Annotated in this window: 17 protein-coding genes; 13 read left to right on the top strand and 4 right to left on the bottom strand. The window is 72.3% G+C overall.

Features of this window, described 5'->3' with window-relative positions; genetic code table 11:
- Positions 1 to 23 precede the first annotated feature (23 nt).
- A complete protein-coding gene (purB, locus tag ACWDLG_RS21450; protein ID WP_449922354.1) occupies positions 24 to 1,454 on the top strand; it encodes an adenylosuccinate lyase in 1,431 nt (476 codons plus the stop codon).
- Complete coding sequence (locus ACWDLG_RS21445; RefSeq protein ID WP_449922352.1) at positions 1,451 to 2,179, top strand: GNAT family N-acetyltransferase; 729 nt, start codon at positions 1,451 to 1,453, stop codon at positions 2,177 to 2,179. The genes purB and ACWDLG_RS21445 overlap by 4 nt, the downstream gene beginning before the upstream one ends.
- Here the strand turns inward: ACWDLG_RS21445 and ACWDLG_RS21440 are convergent.
- Positions 2,140 to 2,520 (bottom strand): DUF3817 domain-containing protein, encoded by a 381-nt coding sequence (locus ACWDLG_RS21440; protein ID WP_449922350.1) that lies wholly within the window; start codon positions 2,518 to 2,520, stop codon positions 2,140 to 2,142. The genes ACWDLG_RS21445 and ACWDLG_RS21440 overlap by 40 nt on opposite strands.
- Positions 2,521 to 2,685: 165 nt before the next feature.
- Between ACWDLG_RS21440 and ACWDLG_RS21435 the strand changes: the two genes are divergently transcribed.
- Positions 2,686 to 3,702 carry a DUF4037 domain-containing protein gene (locus ACWDLG_RS21435; protein ID WP_449922348.1) on the top strand — a complete coding sequence of 339 codons (1,017 nt, stop codon included), beginning with the start codon at positions 2,686 to 2,688 and terminating at the stop codon, positions 3,700 to 3,702.
- An 82-nt stretch (positions 3,703 to 3,784) separates the two neighbouring features.
- Here ACWDLG_RS21435 and ACWDLG_RS21430 read toward each other — a convergent pair whose 3' ends face one another.
- Positions 3,785 to 4,720 (bottom strand): LysR family transcriptional regulator, encoded by a 936-nt coding sequence (locus ACWDLG_RS21430; protein ID WP_449922346.1) that lies wholly within the window; start codon positions 4,718 to 4,720, stop codon positions 3,785 to 3,787.
- 133 nt (positions 4,721 to 4,853) lie between these two features.
- Here ACWDLG_RS21430 and ACWDLG_RS21425 point away from each other — a divergent pair, with 133 nt between their 5' ends.
- The 3 genes from ACWDLG_RS21425 to ACWDLG_RS21415 all read left to right on the top strand — a co-directional run bounded on the left by ACWDLG_RS21425 (position 4,854) and on the right by ACWDLG_RS21415 (position 7,266).
- Positions 4,854 to 6,098 carry an MFS transporter gene (locus ACWDLG_RS21425; protein ID WP_449922344.1) on the top strand — a complete coding sequence of 415 codons (1,245 nt, stop codon included), beginning with the start codon at positions 4,854 to 4,856 and terminating at the stop codon, positions 6,096 to 6,098.
- A gap of 225 nt (positions 6,099 to 6,323) precedes the next feature.
- Positions 6,324 to 6,956, top strand: coding sequence for a cysteine hydrolase family protein (locus ACWDLG_RS21420; RefSeq protein WP_449922342.1), 633 nt, complete (start codon positions 6,324 to 6,326; stop codon positions 6,954 to 6,956).
- 43 nt (positions 6,957 to 6,999) lie between these two features.
- Positions 7,000 to 7,266, top strand: coding sequence for a Tn3 family transposase (locus ACWDLG_RS21415; protein WP_449922341.1), 267 nt, complete (start codon positions 7,000 to 7,002; stop codon positions 7,264 to 7,266).
- On the opposite strand, the gene ACWDLG_RS21410 is transcribed toward ACWDLG_RS21415, so the two are convergent.
- A complete protein-coding gene (locus tag ACWDLG_RS21410) occupies positions 7,196 to 7,915 on the bottom strand; it encodes a TetR/AcrR family transcriptional regulator C-terminal domain-containing protein (protein ID WP_449922339.1) in 720 nt (239 codons plus the stop codon). The genes ACWDLG_RS21415 and ACWDLG_RS21410 overlap by 71 nt on opposite strands.
- 66 nt (positions 7,916 to 7,981) lie before the next feature.
- Here ACWDLG_RS21410 and ACWDLG_RS21405 point away from each other — a divergent pair, with 66 nt between their 5' ends.
- From ACWDLG_RS21405 to ACWDLG_RS21395, 3 genes are all read left to right on the top strand, one after another.
- The gene (locus ACWDLG_RS21405; RefSeq protein ID WP_449922337.1) at positions 7,982 to 9,697 is read left to right on the top strand and encodes an ABC-F family ATP-binding cassette domain-containing protein; all 1,716 of its coding nucleotides are present in this window, start codon (positions 7,982 to 7,984) and stop codon (positions 9,695 to 9,697) included.
- A 189-nt stretch (positions 9,698 to 9,886) separates the two neighbouring features.
- Positions 9,887 to 10,714, top strand: coding sequence for an alpha/beta fold hydrolase (locus ACWDLG_RS21400; RefSeq protein ID WP_449922335.1), 828 nt, complete (start codon positions 9,887 to 9,889; stop codon positions 10,712 to 10,714).
- Between the two features lie 276 nt (positions 10,715 to 10,990).
- Entirely contained in the window at positions 10,991 to 11,788 is a 798-nt protein-coding gene (locus ACWDLG_RS21395) for a putative protein N(5)-glutamine methyltransferase (RefSeq protein WP_449922333.1), read from the top strand.
- Positions 11,789 to 11,851: 63 nt separating this feature from the next.
- Here ACWDLG_RS21395 and ACWDLG_RS21390 read toward each other — a convergent pair whose 3' ends face one another.
- A complete protein-coding gene (locus ACWDLG_RS21390) occupies positions 11,852 to 12,616 on the bottom strand; it encodes a MerR family transcriptional regulator (protein ID WP_449922331.1) in 765 nt (254 codons plus the stop codon).
- Between the two features lie 81 nt (positions 12,617 to 12,697).
- On the opposite strand from ACWDLG_RS21390, the gene ACWDLG_RS21385 reads away from it, so the two are divergent.
- The 4 genes from ACWDLG_RS21385 (at position 12,698) to ACWDLG_RS21370 (ending at position 16,084) form a co-directional block, all read left to right on the top strand.
- The gene (locus ACWDLG_RS21385) at positions 12,698 to 13,468 is read left to right on the top strand and encodes a MerR family transcriptional regulator (protein WP_449922330.1); all 771 of its coding nucleotides are present in this window, start codon (positions 12,698 to 12,700) and stop codon (positions 13,466 to 13,468) included.
- A gap of 2 nt (positions 13,469 to 13,470) precedes the next feature.
- Positions 13,471 to 13,995 (top strand): GyrI-like domain-containing protein, encoded by a 525-nt coding sequence (locus ACWDLG_RS21380; protein ID WP_449922328.1) that lies wholly within the window; start codon positions 13,471 to 13,473, stop codon positions 13,993 to 13,995.
- A 190-nt stretch (positions 13,996 to 14,185) separates the two neighbouring features.
- Complete coding sequence (locus ACWDLG_RS21375) at positions 14,186 to 14,902, top strand: helix-turn-helix domain-containing protein (protein WP_449922326.1); 717 nt, start codon at positions 14,186 to 14,188, stop codon at positions 14,900 to 14,902.
- A 12-nt stretch (positions 14,903 to 14,914) separates the two neighbouring features.
- Positions 14,915 to 16,084, top strand: coding sequence for a cytochrome P450 (locus ACWDLG_RS21370; protein ID WP_449922324.1), 1,170 nt, complete (start codon positions 14,915 to 14,917; stop codon positions 16,082 to 16,084).
- The last annotated feature ends 160 nt before the right edge of the window (positions 16,085 to 16,244 follow it).

Genomic DNA, 16,244 nt, shown 5'->3' with positions numbered 1-16,244 from the left:
GCGGCCCCATACACTGGGGCAACGTGACTTCCAAGCCGCGCATCCCGAACGTTCTGGCCGCCCGCTACGCCTCCGCCGAGCTGGCTCGCCTGTGGTCTCCCGAGTCGAAGGTGGTCGCCGAGCGGCGGCTGTGGTTGGCGGTGTTGAAGGCGCAGGCCGAGCTGGGGGTGGCGGTGCCGCAGCAGGCGATCGACGACTACGAGAAGGTGGTCGAGCAGGTCGATCTGGCCTCCATCGCCGAGCGGGAGCGTGTCAGCAGGCACGATGTGAAGGCGCGTATCGAGGAGTTCAACGCGCTGGCCGGGCATGAGCATGTTCACAAGGGGATGACCTCGCGTGACCTGACGGAGAACGTCGAGCAGCTGCAGATCCGCGACAGTCTGCTGCTGGTGCGTGATCGGGTCGTGGCGTTGCTGGCCCGGCTGGGGGCGCTGGCCGAGCAGTACGAGGCGAGTGTGATGGCGGGCCGTTCCCACAATGTGGCGGCGCAGGCGACCACGCTGGGCAAGCGGTTCGCGAGCGCGGCCGACGAGCTGCTGGTGGGTTTCGCGCGGCTGGAGGAGTTGATCGGCCGCTATCCGTTGCGGGGGATCAAGGGGCCGGTGGGCACCGCGCAGGACATGCTCGACCTGCTGGGTGGTGATCGCGGCAAGCTGGCGGAGCTGGAGGAGCGGGTGGCCGCGCATCTGGGTTTCGAGCGGCGCTTGACCAGTGTCGGGCAGGTGTATCCGCGGTCGCTGGACTTCGAGGTGGTCGGTGCGCTGGTGCAGTTGGCGGCGGCGCCGTCCTCGCTGGCCAAGACGATCAGGTTGATGGCCGGGCACGAGCTGGTGACCGAGGGGTTCAAGGAGGGTCAGGTCGGCTCGTCGGCGATGCCGCACAAGATGAACACCCGTTCCTGTGAGCGGGTCAACGGGCTGACGGTGATCCTGCGCGGGTATGCGTCGATGACGGCCGAGCTGGCCGGTGACCAGTGGAACGAGGGCGACGTGTCGTGCTCGGTGGTGCGCAGGGTGGCGCTGCCGGATGCGTTCTTCGCCTTCGACGGGCTGATGGAGACCATGCTGACGGTGCTGGCCGAGTTCGGCGCTTTCCCCGCGGTGATCTCGGCCGAGCTCGACCGTTATCTGCCGTTCCTGGGCACGACGAAGATGCTGATGGCGGCGGTGCGGGCGGGGGTGGGCCGTGAGCAGGCCCACGAGCTGATCAAGGAGCACGCGGTGGCCTCGGCGCTGGAGATGCGTTCGCAGGGGTCGGCCAACCGGCTGCTGGAGCGGCTGGCGGCCGATGAGCGTTTCCCGCTGGATCGGGAGCGGCTGGAGGAGTTGCTGGCTGACCGGGTTTCCTTCACCGGCGCGGCCGGCGACCAGGTGCAGCGGGTGTGCGGGCTGGTCGGCGAGGTCGTGGCGCGCTATCCGCGGGCCGCCGGGTATGTGCCGGGCGCCATCCTGTGATCCGCGAGCTGTCCACGCCGGGTGAGCTGGAGGCGGCCTGCGGCGATGACGATCTGGTGATGTGGGCGGCTCAGGGCCTTGCGGGTGGTGGGCGGGCGTGGGCGGGCGGCCGGGCGGTGGTGGCGGGGGCGCCGGGCATCTCCCGCCGTGACCGGCTGGCGGTGTGGGGGGATCCGGCTGATGCCGCCGCCGTGCTGCGGCACGCGCTGGCCGAGCTGGGGCCGTCGTACCGGCCGCTGGGTGAGGCGGACCTGATGCGGCAGGTGGCGGAGCGGGTGCCGGGGCTGGGGCGGGTGGGGGTCTTCTCCTGGATGAGTCTGGAGCAGGTGCCGATCGGTCCCAGTGACGGGGTGTCGTGGCTGGAGGGTCGCTTCGAGGGGCAGATCGGCCGGTTGCTGGCCGAGCATGCGCCCGACTCCTATGCGGTGCCCGGTGGGCAGGGTGTGGCCCGCTGGGCGGGGGTGCGGGTGGAGGGCAGGCTGGCGGCGGTGGCGGCCGACGCGTGGAGCGCGCCGTCGGTCGGTTTCGTGGCGGGGGTGGCCACTGCGGCGCCGTGGCGGGGTACGGGGTTGGCCGGGCGGGTGTGCCGGTGGGTCAGTGGTCGTCTGGTGGCCGCGCACGGCAGGGCGGCGCTGATGGTCGACGACGACAACGTGGCGGCGTTGCGGTTGTATGCGGGGCTGGGTTACCGGCGGCGGGCGGTGGCGGCCTGCGTGGTGTCCTGAACGCCGCTGTCCTGGCCGGTGCTGTTGTGCGCGGTGGCGGGGGTGGTGGTGGTCTGCCGGGCGCGTTCGTGGCGCGTCTGGCGGCGTTCGAACCACACGGTGGCCAGCGGCGGCACCGCGCACACCAGGCCCACCACGACGGTGCCGCGTGACCAGCCCCGCTCGCGGGCGACCAGCAGCACGGCCGCCACGTACAGGACGAACAGGCCGCCGTGGATGGGGCCGAACACCTTCACGCCGACCTCGCCGGCCTGGAGGATGTACTTGACGTACATGCCGGCCAGCAGGCCGGTCCAGGAGAAGGCCTCGGCGATGGCGACGGCACGGAACAGGCGCAGCACGGTGAACAGCCCTTTCGCTGGGTTTCGGGGTGGCCGCACGCCAGCCTAACGGCCGGGTGGGGCGGTCCGGCCCGCGGGCGGGACCGCCGCGAAAACCGGGTGAGGTTCCCGATGCCGTCAGGCACAGTTGACATAGTGATGTCTGGATTTGTGCCTGGAATTGAGTTGAGCCGCGCCTTCTACAACGAGGTGGTGGCGCCGCTGGTGGCCGGGGTGCGGCACAGCGCCGCGCTGATCGGGCCGGGGTCGGAGGTGCAGGCCTTCGACACCGAACGCAGCGCCGACCACGACTGGGGGCCGCGTGTGCTGCTGTTCGTGGCGCCGGAGGCGGTCGGCGAGGTGGAGGAGCAGGTCGCGGCCGGCCTGCCGGCGCGTTTCGGCGGGTATCCGACGGTGTTCGCCCAGAGTGGGTTGCTGCGCCACGGGGTGCGGGTGCACGAGCTGGGCGGGTGGCTGGCCGGCAGGCTCGGGTTCGATCCGCGCGGGCGGGTGAGCACCCTGGACTGGCTGTCGGCGCCGTGGCAGGCGCTGGCCGAGGTGACGCGCGGGGAGGTCTTCCACGACGGGCTCGGCGAGCTGGCCGCGGTACGGCAGGCGCTGGCCTGGTATCCCGACGACGTGTGGCGGTATGTGCTGGCCTGCCAGTGGCGGCGGATCAGCGCGGAGGAGTCCTTCCCCGGCCGGTGCGCCGAAGTGGGTGACGAGCTCGGTTCGGCGGCGCTGGCGGCGGGCCTGGCGCGGCAGGTGATGCGGCTGGCGTTGCTGCAGCGCAGACGCTACCCGCCGTACGCCAAGTGGCTGGGCAGCGCGCTGGCCCGCCTGCCGGGTGCGGCCGAGCTCGGTCAGGCGCTGGCCGGGGCGGTGGCGGCCCGCTCCTGGGGTGAGCGGGAGCAGGCGTTGTGCTCGGCCTACGAGCGGCTGGCCGCCGTGCACAACAGGATCGCGCTGACGGGGCCGCTCGATCCGGCGGTGCGGCGTTTTCACGCGCGGCCGTTCCGGGTGATCGGCGGGGACCGGTTCGCGGCGGCGTTGCTGGAGTCGATCCGTGATCCGGAGGTGCGGGCGCTGCCGCCGGCGGGCAGCATCGACCAGTTGTGCGACAACGTGGACGTTCTGACCGAGCCGGCGCTGGCCAGGGCGTTGACGTCGGCGGCGCTGGCCTCGTCGCGGGCGGCGGCCTGACCGGCGCGGGCCGTCGCCGGGCGGCGGCGCCGCGTCCGCCGGGGCCGTCCACCTGACCCGGTCCGGGCTGCCGGGGTGGCGTTCAGCGTGGGATCGCCCAGTCCGGCGCCCAGGTCCCGGCGGCGCCGGGACCGGCGGCTGTGGCGGCGAGGTGGGCGCGGAGGGTGGCCAGCGCGGGGTGGGGGTTGTCGCGGCGCCACAGGAGCGAGTGCGGGTAGACGGGTATGGGGTCGGTCACCGGGATGCGGCGCAGGCCGTGGCCGGCGGGCCAGACCAGGCGGGTCTGCCCGCCCATGAAGGTGGCCAGGGCCGGGGTGTCGGCGATGGTGTCGAGGAGCGCGTCGGAGCCGAAGTTGGGGCCGGTCGCCTCGATGGTGAGGCCGAACTCGGCGACGAGGTCGTCGTAGTAGGCGGCCCACTCGGTCCCGGGGACGATGCCGGGCATCCAGATCCGGTGCCCGGCGAGCTGAGCGACGGTCACCGACCGGGCGCCGGCCAGCGCGTGGGCGGGGCCGGTGAGGAGCTGGAGCGGCTCGTCGAGAACCCGGACGGAAGCGATGTCCTCGGGAAGGGGCCGGCCGGGCATGGCGACGGCGCGGAAGGACGCGTCGATCGCGCCGGAGCGAATGGCGGCGACGGCCCGCTCGATGTCGAACAGCATCACCACGTCGAGGTCGATCTCGGGGTGCGCGCGGTGGAAGCCGCGCATCAGGCCCGACGCCGCGCTGCGCGAGGCGATCATGTCGACGCGCAGCGGACGGTGGCCGGTGCGCACGGAGGCGAGCGCGCGCTCGGCGACCCGGAGCAGTTCTCGGGCGTGGGGCAGGAACGCCTGCCCGTCGATGGTGAGCTCGGCGCCGCGCGGCGTGCGGGTGAACAGCCGCACGCCGAGGTTGCGCTCCAGCGCTGCGATGCGCTTGGAGACGGCCTGCTGGGTGACCGCCAGCTCGGCGGCGGCCTCCTGGAATTGCCCCGCGTCGGCGGCGGCGACGAAGGTCCGGACGGTGTCGTGGTCCATGCGGCAACCCTATGGATACAACCGTGGGTTGTGTCCGGGCGGCCCTGTGGTTGTTTGATCCCCGGGCATGCCGCTCGCTTTGATGCTTCCGATCGCGGATCGGTTGTGCACGTGAGTGACGAGGAGCGTCGGCATGAGGAACGGGCACCGGTTGGGGCGGCGGTTCGGGTGGCTCTGGGGAGCGTACGGGACCAGCGCGCTGGGCACATGGCTCGCCTTCGGCGCGTTCCCGCTGATCGCGGTCCAGGTGCTGCACGCCGGGCCGGCGCAGGTCGCGGCGCTGTCCTCCGTGGGGGCTTTGGCGGGCGCGGCCGTGGCGGTGCCGCTGGGCCCGTGGGTGGAGTCGCGCCGCAAGCGGCCGGTCCTGATCGGGACGGACCTGGTGCGGTTCGCGGCGCTGCTGACGATCCCGGCCGCGTTCGCGCTCGGCGTGCTGTCCTTCGTCCAGCTCCTGCTGGTCGCGGTCGTCGTCGCGGCCGCCGACATCACCTTCCGCGCCGCCTGCGGCGCGTACCTGAAGACGCTGCTGCCGGCCGAGGACCTGCTCGTCGCCAACGCCCGATTCGAGTCCACGACCTGGACGACCACGATCATCGGACCGCCGCTGGGCGGTGCCGCGATCGGGATCCTCGGTCCGGTGGCGACGGTGGTGGCCGACGCGGTCAGCTACCTGCTGTCGGCTCTGGGCATCGGCGCGACGGGCGGGCAGGAGCCGCGGCCCGATCGCCGGCAGGCCGCGCGCATGCGGGCCGGGGACCTGCTCGACGGCTGGCGGTACATCCTCGCCGACGCGAGGCTGCGTCCGCTGTTGTTCAACACCGCCTTGTTCAACGGCCTGGTGATGGCCACCGACGCGCTGCTGGCCGTTGTGATGCTCGGCCAACTCGGGTTCGCGCCCTGGCAGTACGGCCTGGCCTTCGCCGCGCCCGCGATCGGCGGGCTGCTCGGTTCGCGGCTGGCCCGGCCGCTCGTCACCCGGTTCGGGCGGCACCGGGTCCTGGTCGCGGCCGGGACGCTGCGCGCGATCTGGCCCGTCGGGCTGGCCTTCCTGGGGCCGGGGACCGGAGGGCTGCTGCTGGTGATGGGCGTCGAGCTCGGGCTGATCTTCTGCTGCGGGGTCTTCAACCCCGTCTACGCCACCTACCGCCTCGAGCGCACCGCGACCGAGCGGGTCACCCGCACGCTGTCGGCCTGGTCGGTGACCACCAAGGTCTCGACCGCGCTCCTGACGGCCGTCTGGGGCGTGCTGGGCGGCCTGCTCGGCCCGCGCACGGCCATCGGCCTGGCCGGCGTGCTCTTGCTGGCGACCCCGCTGCTGCTTCCCCGACGCGCCGCGGCGCCCCTCGCCGAGCCGGAGCCGGCACCCAGCCGCGCCTGACGGGCCGCACCTGACGGGCCGCAACGGCCGTCACCGCGATCGGGCCGAGCCGCCCCTGCCGGAGCGGTTCGCCCCCGCGCGCAGAGCTCGCGGATGAGCGTGACGACCTTCACCGTGGCCGGTGGGGTCGCGGCGCGGCACATCGCGGCTCACGCGCCCATGTGCAGTCCGGCCCTGGCGTGCGATCTCGCCTGTCAGGGCGCCCTCATCACCCAAGGAGACAACATGACCGTCACGACCCCGGCGCTGGACCCCCGGACGGCCGCACTGCTCGTCATGGATTACCAGCAGCACATCCTGGCCTCGCTCCCCGACCTGGCAGACCCGCAAGCGCTGCTGTCACGAGTGGCCGGCGCCATCGCCGACATGCGAGCGCACGGCGCCGCCATCGCCCACGTGCGAGTCGCATTCACCGCAGCCGACTGGGCGGCGATCCCGCCGACCAACAAGACCTTCTCCTTCCTCGGCCGGCAGCGCCTCATGCACCACGCGGATCCCGCCACGCACTTCCACCACCAGCTCGCTCCCGAGCCCGGCGACATCACCGTCCGCAAGACCCGCTACGGCGCGCTGTCGACGACAGACCTGGACCGGCAACTGCGGGATCGCGGAATCACCACCCTGGTCATCGCCGGCATCAGCACCAGCGGCGCCGTCCTGTCCACCGTCACCGACGCCGCCGACCGCGACTACCAGCTCTACGTCCTGTCCGACGGCGTCACCGACCCGGACCCGCAGGCCCACCAGACCCTGATGGCCGGCGTCTTCCCGAGACTGGCCCACATCATCGACACCGCCGAACTGCGCTCGCTCCTGCACGCGAGCCGTCCTGTTCGGGCAAAGACCGGCAGGGCATGACCGCTCGGTCTGCGGCACAAGGGCCCCCACCGGGTGACTCGGCGTGCCCGGCACGCTGCGCGACCGGCTGTTCATCCTGGACGCCATCCACGCCCGCGACGGCGGTCCGAAACCAGAAACCGTCATCACCGACACCGCGTCGTACGTCGACATCGTTTTCGGGCTGTTCGCAATCTGCGGCTACCAGTTCTCGCCCCGGATCGCCGACATCTCCGACGCGCGGCTGCGGTCCCGCTGTCTCACTGGCGGGCGTGGCTTGCAGCCTTCGTGGATGGCCCATTGGCGGCGCCGCCGGCACTGGAGGCACTGATGGTGGCTTGGATGCCGTCGAGGAGCCAGGTAAGGCCGAAGGTGAAGCTGGTTTCCCAGTCGCTGTCCTCGGCGAGGGGGCCATGGGTGGCCAGGACGGGGTACCGGTCACGGTTGGCGCGGAAGTAATCCTGAGCGGCAGCTCGCGTGGCCTGCTCCTCTCCGGCCGTCCAGGTCGCCTGCATGAGTGCAGAACCGATGACGAAGTTGGACAAGCCGTACGCGGCGGCGGTCAAGTGCGGCTCGGTGGCCCCGGCATCCAGGAGGGTGGCGTACAGGAACTCGCTGCGGGCAAGTACATGGGGGCCCAGCATCGGACGGCCGAGCAGCGCTGCCGACCAGGGATGTTCCAGCAGGACGGCACGCCACCCGCTGATCAGCGCGGTGATGCCGGCACGCCAGTCCTGGCGGTCTGCGCGCGGGATCTCAACCGCTGCGAAGATCGCGTCGAGGGTGAGGTCAAGGACATCGTTCTTGGTTTTCACGTGCCAGTACAGCGTCGTGGAGCCGGTCCCCAGGCGCTCGGCGAGCCGCCGCATGGTCAGCCGGTCGGCGCCTTCCTCATCGAGGAGGGCTATGGCCTCGTCCACGATTCGGTCGCGGCTCAGCGGCGCTTCACGCGCCGCCCGCACCGGCGGCCGCAGCCACACGTCCCCTGGCGATCCTGAGTGTTTCGTTCCCAATGCGTCCCTCCCCTTGGCGAAGGCAAGTCTAGTATGGTGTTCGAGCACTGGATCAATGATCCGGTTGCCAGAACGACGGTCCGATCATGGTCCGAAGTGCGACCGGCAGGGAGGAACACGGTGGCGGGACACGTCGAGGTGGACCGGCTCACATACGTGCTGCCGGACGGCCGGCTGCTCCTTCACGAGGTGTCGTTCCGCATCGGCGAGGGCGCCAAGGCCGGGCTGGTGGGACCGAACGGCGCGGGCAAGACCACCCTGCTGCGACTGATCGCCGGAGATCTGCAACCGGACGACGGCCGGGTGGCCTGCTCGGGTGGGCTGGGGGTGATGCGGCAGTTCATCGGCAGCGTCCGCGACGACCGGACCCTGCATGATCTGCTGCTGTCCGTGGCCTCCGACCGGGTCCGCGCCACCGCCGCCGACCTGGAACGGGCGGAATCAGCGGTGGCGGAACGCGACGACGAGACGACGCAGCTGGCCTATGCGCAGGCGATCAGCGACTACGCCGACGCCGGCGGCTACGACATGGAGGTGGTGTGGGACACCTGCGCGACCGCGGCCTTGGGCCTGCCCTACGACGCGGTCCGGGAACGCCCCGTGAGTACCCTGTCGGGCGGCGAGCAAAAGCGCATCGTCCTGGAGGCGCTGCTGCGCGGGCCGGATCAGGTCCTGCTGCTGGACGAGCCGGACAACTACCTCGACGTGCCCGCCAAGCTATGGCTGGAAGATCAGCTGCGTGCCACTTCCAAGACCGTGCTACTGGTCTCCCACGACCGGCAGCTGCTGGCTAACGCAACGGACCGCATCGTGACCGCGGAGTCGCGCGGCGTCTGGGTCCACGGCGCGGGCTTCGCCACCTACGCTCAGGGCCGCCAGCACCGTATCGACCGGTTGGAGGAACGCCGCCGCCGCTGGGACGAGGAGCACGCCAAGCTCAAGCGCCTGGTGCAGACCCTCCGGCAGACAGCGGCCAACAACGACGCGCTGTCGTCCGCCTACCGGGCCGCCCGCACGCGGCTGGCGCGCTTCGAGGAGGCAGGCCCGCCCGAGCGCCCGCCCAAGCGGCAGAACGTGCGGATGCGACTGCGCGGCGGCCGGACCGGCAAACGCGCCGTCGTCTGCGACGCCCTGGAACTCACCGGACTGATGCGGCCGTTCGACGCCGAGATCTGGTACGGCGAACGCGTGGGCGTCCTCGGCTCCAACGGCTCGGGCAAATCTCATTTCCTGCGATTGCTGGCCGAAGCGGCGGACGGCGCGGTCCCCTCGGTACGTCACAGCGGTTCTGTACGGCTGGGCGCCCGGGTTGTGCCCGGCCACTTCGCGCAGACTCACGCCAGGCCCGACCTGCACGGCCACACCCCCGCCGAACTGGTCACAGCAGGGCATGCCCTCACGCTGAACGAAGCCATGGCCGCGCTCGCCCGCTACGAACTCGCACCCGCCGCCCATCAGCGGTTCGAGACCCTGTCCGGCGGGCAGCAGGCCAGGCTGCAGATCCTGCTGCTGGAACTGTCGGGTGCGACGCTGCTGCTGCTCGACGAACCGACCGACAATCTCGATCTGGCCAGCGCCGAGGCCCTGCAACAGGGCCTTGCGTCCTTCGCCGGCACCGTGTTGGCCGTCACCCATGACCGCTGGTTCGCCGCCGACTTCGACCGCTTCCTCATCTTCGGCGCCGACGGAACCGTCTACGAGAGCAGCGAACCGGTCTGGGACGAAGCTCGGGTCGAGCGTGCCCGCTGAAGCCCCTGCCACCAGCGCCCTCACCGAAGCGGGTTGTATCCGGATCTTCGCCGACGAGAAGTCCGGCAAGCACGCGGAGCGCCAGGGGTCGGCCGCAGCGCCCCGCCGCCTACGGCCGGCGGCGCGGTCGTGCACGCCGGTGGCGAACATGATCGCCGCGGCGGCGGCCGTCCCGCTAGGTTGCCCGGCATGCTGAGTTACGAAGAGGCGGGCCACGGGCCCGCGGTGATCCTGATCCATGGCGCCATCGCCGATCGCCGCATGTGGGACCACCAGTTCGCCGCGCTGGCCGCCGGCCACCGGGTGATCCGTTACGACTGGCGCGGATACGGCCGCTCCGGCGACACCGACGGCCAGGTGTGCCACCACGAGGACCTGCTGGCGCTGATGGACAGACTCGAGGTCGAGCGGGCGGCCCTGGTGGGCTGCTCGATGGGCGGCGCCTACGCGGTCGAGGCCGCGCTGGCCGCCCCCTCCAGGGTCAGCGGCCTGGCGCTGATCGCCTCCGGGCTGGCCGGGCACACCTGGCCGCCGGAGATGCTGGAGCAGGCCCGCGAGCGGGTGAACAGCGCGGTGCCGGCCGAGCGGCTGGCCCGCTACCGGCAGGGCGGCGCCGAGGTCGAGCCGGGCGACGCGCTGGCGATGGCGCGGGCGCAGGTGCTGTGGCAGGTCGCCGGCCCTTCGCGGGGGCGGGCCGACCTGACCGACCAGGTGTGGGAACGGGCGGTGACGATGTGCCGCAAGGTGTTCGAGCGGCTGTGGAGCGGCCCGCCGACCGTCCAGAGGTTCCTGACCCCCGCGGCCGCCGAACGGCTGGGCGAGGTGCGGGTGCCGACGCTGGTCGTCAACGGGCTGTGTGACGTGCCGGGCATCCAGCAGGTGTCGGACCTGCTGACGGCCGGGATCGCCGGGGCGCGGCGCGTCGACCTGCCCGGGACCGGCCATCTGCCGCCGCTGGAGCGGCCCGAGCAGGTCACCGCGCTGCTGACCGGCTTCACCGCGGAACTGGCGAGCTGAGCGGCCGGCCCCCGGCGGCCCCTGGGAGGCGGCCGAACCCCGGCCGACGGAACCCCGGCCGACGCCCTGGCTTCCTCGCGCCGGCCGCGGAGGGCACCCCGGGTGACGGCGCCGGGGACGCTCCGGTATCGTGGCGATCTCCAGCACGGCAGCGACCAAGGAGGTGAGACCCATTTCGCCACGTCAGGCTGGGTGCTCCCACCGCACAGCCGCCCGGGCCGCCACACGCGCGTGACCCGGGGGAGCGCCCACAGGATCTTTTCCCGAAAGGCGCCCATGCCGGCTCCATCGCTGTCCCTCATCGTCACCACCCTGCGCTCGGCGGGTTGCGTCTTCGCCGAGGACGAAGCCGAACTGCTCATCGCCACGGCCGCCACCCCCGACCAGCTGACCTCCATGGTCGAACGGCGCGCCGCCGGCCTGCCGCTGGAACACGTCCTGGGCTGGGCGCGGTTCTGCGGCCTGCGCGTGGCGGTCGATCCCGGGGTGTTCGTCCCGCGCCGCCGTACCGAAATCCTCGCCCGGCAGGCCATCGAGCTGGCCCGCCGGGCCGGCGCCCCCGACCGGCCCGCCGTCGTGGTCGACCTGTGCTGCGGGTCGGGCGCCCTGGGCGCCGCGGTCGCCACCGCCGTGCCCGGGCTCGAACTGCACGCCGCCGACATCGAGACGGCCGCGGTGGACTGCGCCCGCCGCAACCTCGACGGGCTCGGCGGTCACGTCCACCACGGCGACCTGCTGGCGGCGCTGCCCGAGCGGCTGCGCGGCCGGATCGACGTCCTGATCGCCAACGTCCCCTACGTGCCCAGCCAGGAGGTCGACCTGCTGCCCGCCGAGGCCCGCGTGCACGAGCCGCGGGTGGCGCTCGACGGCGGAGCCGACGGGCTGCAGGTCATGCGCCGGGTGACGGACGCCGCCCCGGTGTGGCTGGCGCCCGGCGCGAGCCTGCTGGTGGAGACCAGCCGCCGGCAGGCGCCGCAGGCCGTCGAGACGTTCACCAGCAGCGGGTTGCGCGCCCGCGTGGTCACCTGCGAGGAGATGGAGGCCACCGTCGTCATCGGCACCCCCGGCCCGTAGCCGGTGCCCGGCGGCCTTGGACGGTCCGCTGACGGCCCGCCCTGCCGTACCGCCCGCCTGCTCTCACTCGGCCCGCAGGCGGGCGGTGTTGGCCCGGATGGCTTCGCTCAGGTAGGCGGCAAGGCCCGGCGCCTGCGCCTCGAACGTCGGGGTGAAACGCGGGTCGTTCACATACAGTTCGCCCAGGCCCCGGTGGACGTCGGGTGAGCACGGGTAGAACCAGCGGCTGATGTGCAGGCGGTGCCGCTCGGCCAGGTCCATCACCTGCCCGCTGCCGGCGGGCAGCCCGGCTTGCAACGCCTCCACCAGGTCGGCGGTGATCGCCTCGGCCTCGCCGCGCTGCCGCACCCAGTCGGCCTTGGTGTAGGAGGCGACGCGGCGGCGGCTTTCGGCGTAGAGGGGGCTGTCGCCCCAGCGCCGCTGCGCCTCCGCCTCGTAGGCTTCGGGCCGGAAGTCGCCGAAGACCTCCAGGCGTTCCTCGGGCGTCAGCGTGATGTTCATGGTGTGCGCCTCCATCGCGACCTCCACGGCCGCCACCATCTGGCGCAGCCGGTCGATGCGCGCGGTGAGCAGCTCGTGCTGGCGGCGCAGGTGCGTCATCTCGTCGCTGCCCGGCTCGTCGAGGATGCCGATGATCTCCTCCAGGCCGAAGCCGAGCTCCCGGTAGAACAGCACCTGCTGCAGCCGTTCGAGGTCTGAGTCGTCGTAGCGGCGGTAGCCCGCCTGGCTGCGCCGGCTCGGCGACAGCAGCCCGATCTCGTCGTAGTGGTGCAGGGTCCGCACCGTCACCCCCGCCAGGCGCGAGACCTGCCCCACGGACAAACTCATGCCCCCAGCATGGACCCTCCCGCTACGTGAGGGTCAACGTCGGCTGGACTCTCCCTCGGTGGGAGAGTCCATGCTTGAGCCATGGATCTTCTGCCGATCGGGCAGTTCGCCCGCCTCAGCAGGCTCAGCGTCAAGCAGCTGCGCCACTACGCCGAGCTCGGCCTGCTGCGGCCCGCCCACATCGACGACGACAGCGGCTACCGCTACTACCACCCGTCCCAGGCCCGCCAGGCGCTGTCGATCGGGTTGCTGCGTTCGCTGGACGTCCCGCTGGCGGTCATCGGCCAGGTCCTGTCAGGAACCGAAGGCGCGCTCGGCCGGGTCCGCGACGACCTGGAGGCCGAGCTTCGAAGGCGGCGGCGCACGCTGGCCGCCCTCGAAAGGGTCATGAGCGAAGGGCTGCCGTCCGCGCAGGTGGTCGAGGTGGAGGAGCCGTCACGGCTGGTGGCGGTGACGGGGGAGCAGGCCGCGGGCGACCTGGACATCGCCCGCGCCACCTCCGCCTGTGTGGCCCGCCTCCTGGCGGCAGCCGGTACGGCCGTGCGGGAGCCGCAGCTGATCGGGTTGTTCCCCGTCGAGCTGACCGAACCGTGCACGGTCGAGGTGGCGCTGGTGACCGGCGAGCCGATCGCCGGGACCAGGCCGCGCGTGCTGCCTGGCGGCCGGTTCGCCCAGGCCACCCACGTCGGCCCCTACGACCAGGTCACGCTGACCGCCCACGCCCTGCTGGCCTGGTGCGCCGAGCGCGGCCAGGCCGCAGGTGGCCCGATCCGCGAGGTGTATGTCTCCGACCCCGCCCGGACCCCTCCTGACCAGCTCGTCACACATCTGCAGATTCCTTTGGAGGATTGATCATGAAGACCAGCTATGGGCCCGTCACCGCGCTGACCGTCACCGGTCTGGGCGAGCCGGGCGGCCCGGAGTACGGCGCGGCGGTCACCGCCCTCTACACCGTGGCCGGCGCCATGAACGCCGCCGTCGGCCCGATGGAGGGCCGCTGGTGGGTGGAGGACAGCCGCCCGCCGCTGACCGTGCCGCGCGCCGAGTGGCGCTGGCACCTGCACCTGCCGCTGCCGCAGGCGCCCGAGCCCGGCGCGATGGAGGCGGCCAGAGAGGCCGCCCGTCCCTCCGGCGCGGCGGTCGACCGGGTGCAGGTGGTCACCTTCACCGAGGGCGAGTGTGTGGAGTTTCTGCACGAGGGGCCCTTCAGTGAGGAGCATCTGACGCTGGCGGCGATGGAGGAGTACATGAAGGAGCACGGCCTGGTCCACAACGGGCCGCATCACGAGGTGTACCTGTCGGACCCGCAGGAGCAGGACCCGGCCAAGCTGCGCACCCTGCTGCGCCAGCCGGTCAGGAGCGCCGCCACCACGGGCTGACAGGACGGGCTCCTGGTAGCGGAGGTGTTGTCTACGCATCTCGGCCGGCCAGGAGCCCGTGGTTGCCTGCCTACACGACAGCTCGCCGGACGGCCGCGCGGCGGCAGGGGGTGAGTGAGGGGTTCGATTCCGCGTCCACCGTTCGCTTAATCGCTGGCGAACGCGGCGGCCCACCGGGTTGACTGCACGGGTGACCGCTCCGCCCGTGCCCGCCGACCTGACCCATCTGGTGTCCGGGAATTGGGTGCTCGACGGCGACGTGGTGCCCAGAGGGTTGCCGCAACCCGCCGTCGACCTGCTGGTCATGCCTGATGGGGCGTGCTGGTTGGCCGGGCCGGAGACGCGCGCTCGGCAGGGGGCGCTGCCCGAGGGCGGGTCCCTGGTGGGGGTGCGGCTGCGACCGGGGACGGTGACCGGGCTGTTCGGGGTCGCGGCCGACGAGGTGCCGCTGGCCGGGGCGCCCATCGAGGTCGGGCGCCTGGACGGGCCGGTGATCGAGCGGCTGGCAGGGGCGCTGGCCCTGGTGCGGGCGCGGGCGGGGCGATGCCGGGTCGACGAGCGGGTGCGCATCGTGCTGGCGGCCATGCACGCGGCGCCAGGTGCGCCGGTCGACCGGCATGCCGCCCAGGCTGGGTTGTCCGAGCGGCAACTTCGGCGGCGGTTCATGGTGGCGGTCGGGCTGCGGCCCAAGTCCTACGCGCGCGTGGTGCGGCTGCACCACGCGCTCGCCGCCGCGCACGCCGCGGTGGCCAAGGGCGAGCGCCCGAACTGGGCGGCCATCGCCGTGCGCAGCGGCTGCTACGACCAGTCACACCTGCTCGCCGAATTCCGGCACGCGGTGGGGGCGCCGCCGACCACGTTGCTGCCGGATGTCCGTTTTCTCCAAGCCTCGACCAGCCGGGGCTAACACACTCGACGCATGGCTGATGACGTTGTCATGGAGATCCTCGACTGGCACCGGGAGACCGCACGGGACGGTCTGGCCGGGGACGGGGTGCGTTTCGTCGAACCGTTCGGTGCCTGGGTGGTGCACGGCTACACCGAGGTGAACCAGGTGCTCACCGACTACTCGACGTTCTCCTCCGACGAGCTGCGCTACAGCTCGCAACCCGTGCCGCACCGGGACAACCCGGTTCTCGGCGGTCTGTCGGCGATGGACCCGCCCCGGCACCACCTGCTGCGCCGACTGGTCAGCCGGGCCTTCACGCCCCGCGCGATCCAGGCGTTGCTCCCCTCGATCACCGACACCGTGCGGATGCAACTGGCCGATGTGGACGGTGAGCTGGACGTGATCGGCCAGCTCGGTTACCCGTTGCCGGTGCGCACCATCGCCGCACTGCTCGGAGTCGAAGCCGACCGGCAACCGGACTTCGTGCGCTGGACCGAGGCGATCACCTCCTTCGCCGGCTCGTTCGCCGAGGACCCGGTACGTCAGGCCGCGTTCCGCACCGCACAAGCCGAACTGGTCGAGTACCTCATGGAGGTGTTCGCCGAGCACCGCGCCCGGCCCCAAAACGACGTGATCGACACTCTGCTGGCCGCCGAACCGGACGGCAGCCGGCTGTCCGACGATGAGTTGATCAACTTCTGCACGCTGCTGCTCATCAACGGCCACGAGACGACCAAGACCCTGCTGGTCAACACCGTGCTGTGCCTGGCGGCTCACCCGGACGCACTGGCCCAGCTGCGTGCTGACCCTGGACTGGTACCGGATGCTGTCGAGGAGGTGCTGCGGTTCCTGCCCCCGATCGGTGGCACCGACCGGTTCACCACCGGCCCGGCCGGCATCGCAGGGCACGCCATCGAGACCGGCCAGCGGGTGATCGCCATGGTGCTGTCGGCCAACCGGGACCCCCGGGTGTTCGCCGAGCCGGAGGAGTTCCGTCCCGACCGAACGCCCAACGAGCACCTTTCCTTCGGCCACGGCGTGCACTTCTGCCTCGGCGCGCATCTGGCCAGGCACGAGCTCGCGGTCGCGGTTCACGCACTGCTGCACCGGTTCCCCGGTCCGTGGTCGGTGGGCCGGATCGCGACCGAGCGCACCCCGGTTGGCATCGACCTGCTCGATCTAGCGCTGGTCAGCCCGTAGCTGGGGGCTGATCCCCGGGCCGAGCTGGTCGCGCAGCGCGCCCGCCCGGCTCATCGGCCGCTGGCCTTCCTCGGGGTGTCACCGGACGCGGCACCGGGGCGCAGAGACGCAGCCGCACGTCCCCGGTCAGGGACACACGGGGACGGGCGCCAGGCACGAG

It is taken from the genome of Nonomuraea sp. NPDC003727 (assembly GCF_053586935.1).
This window is presented reverse-complemented; position numbering and strand designations above follow the sequence as displayed.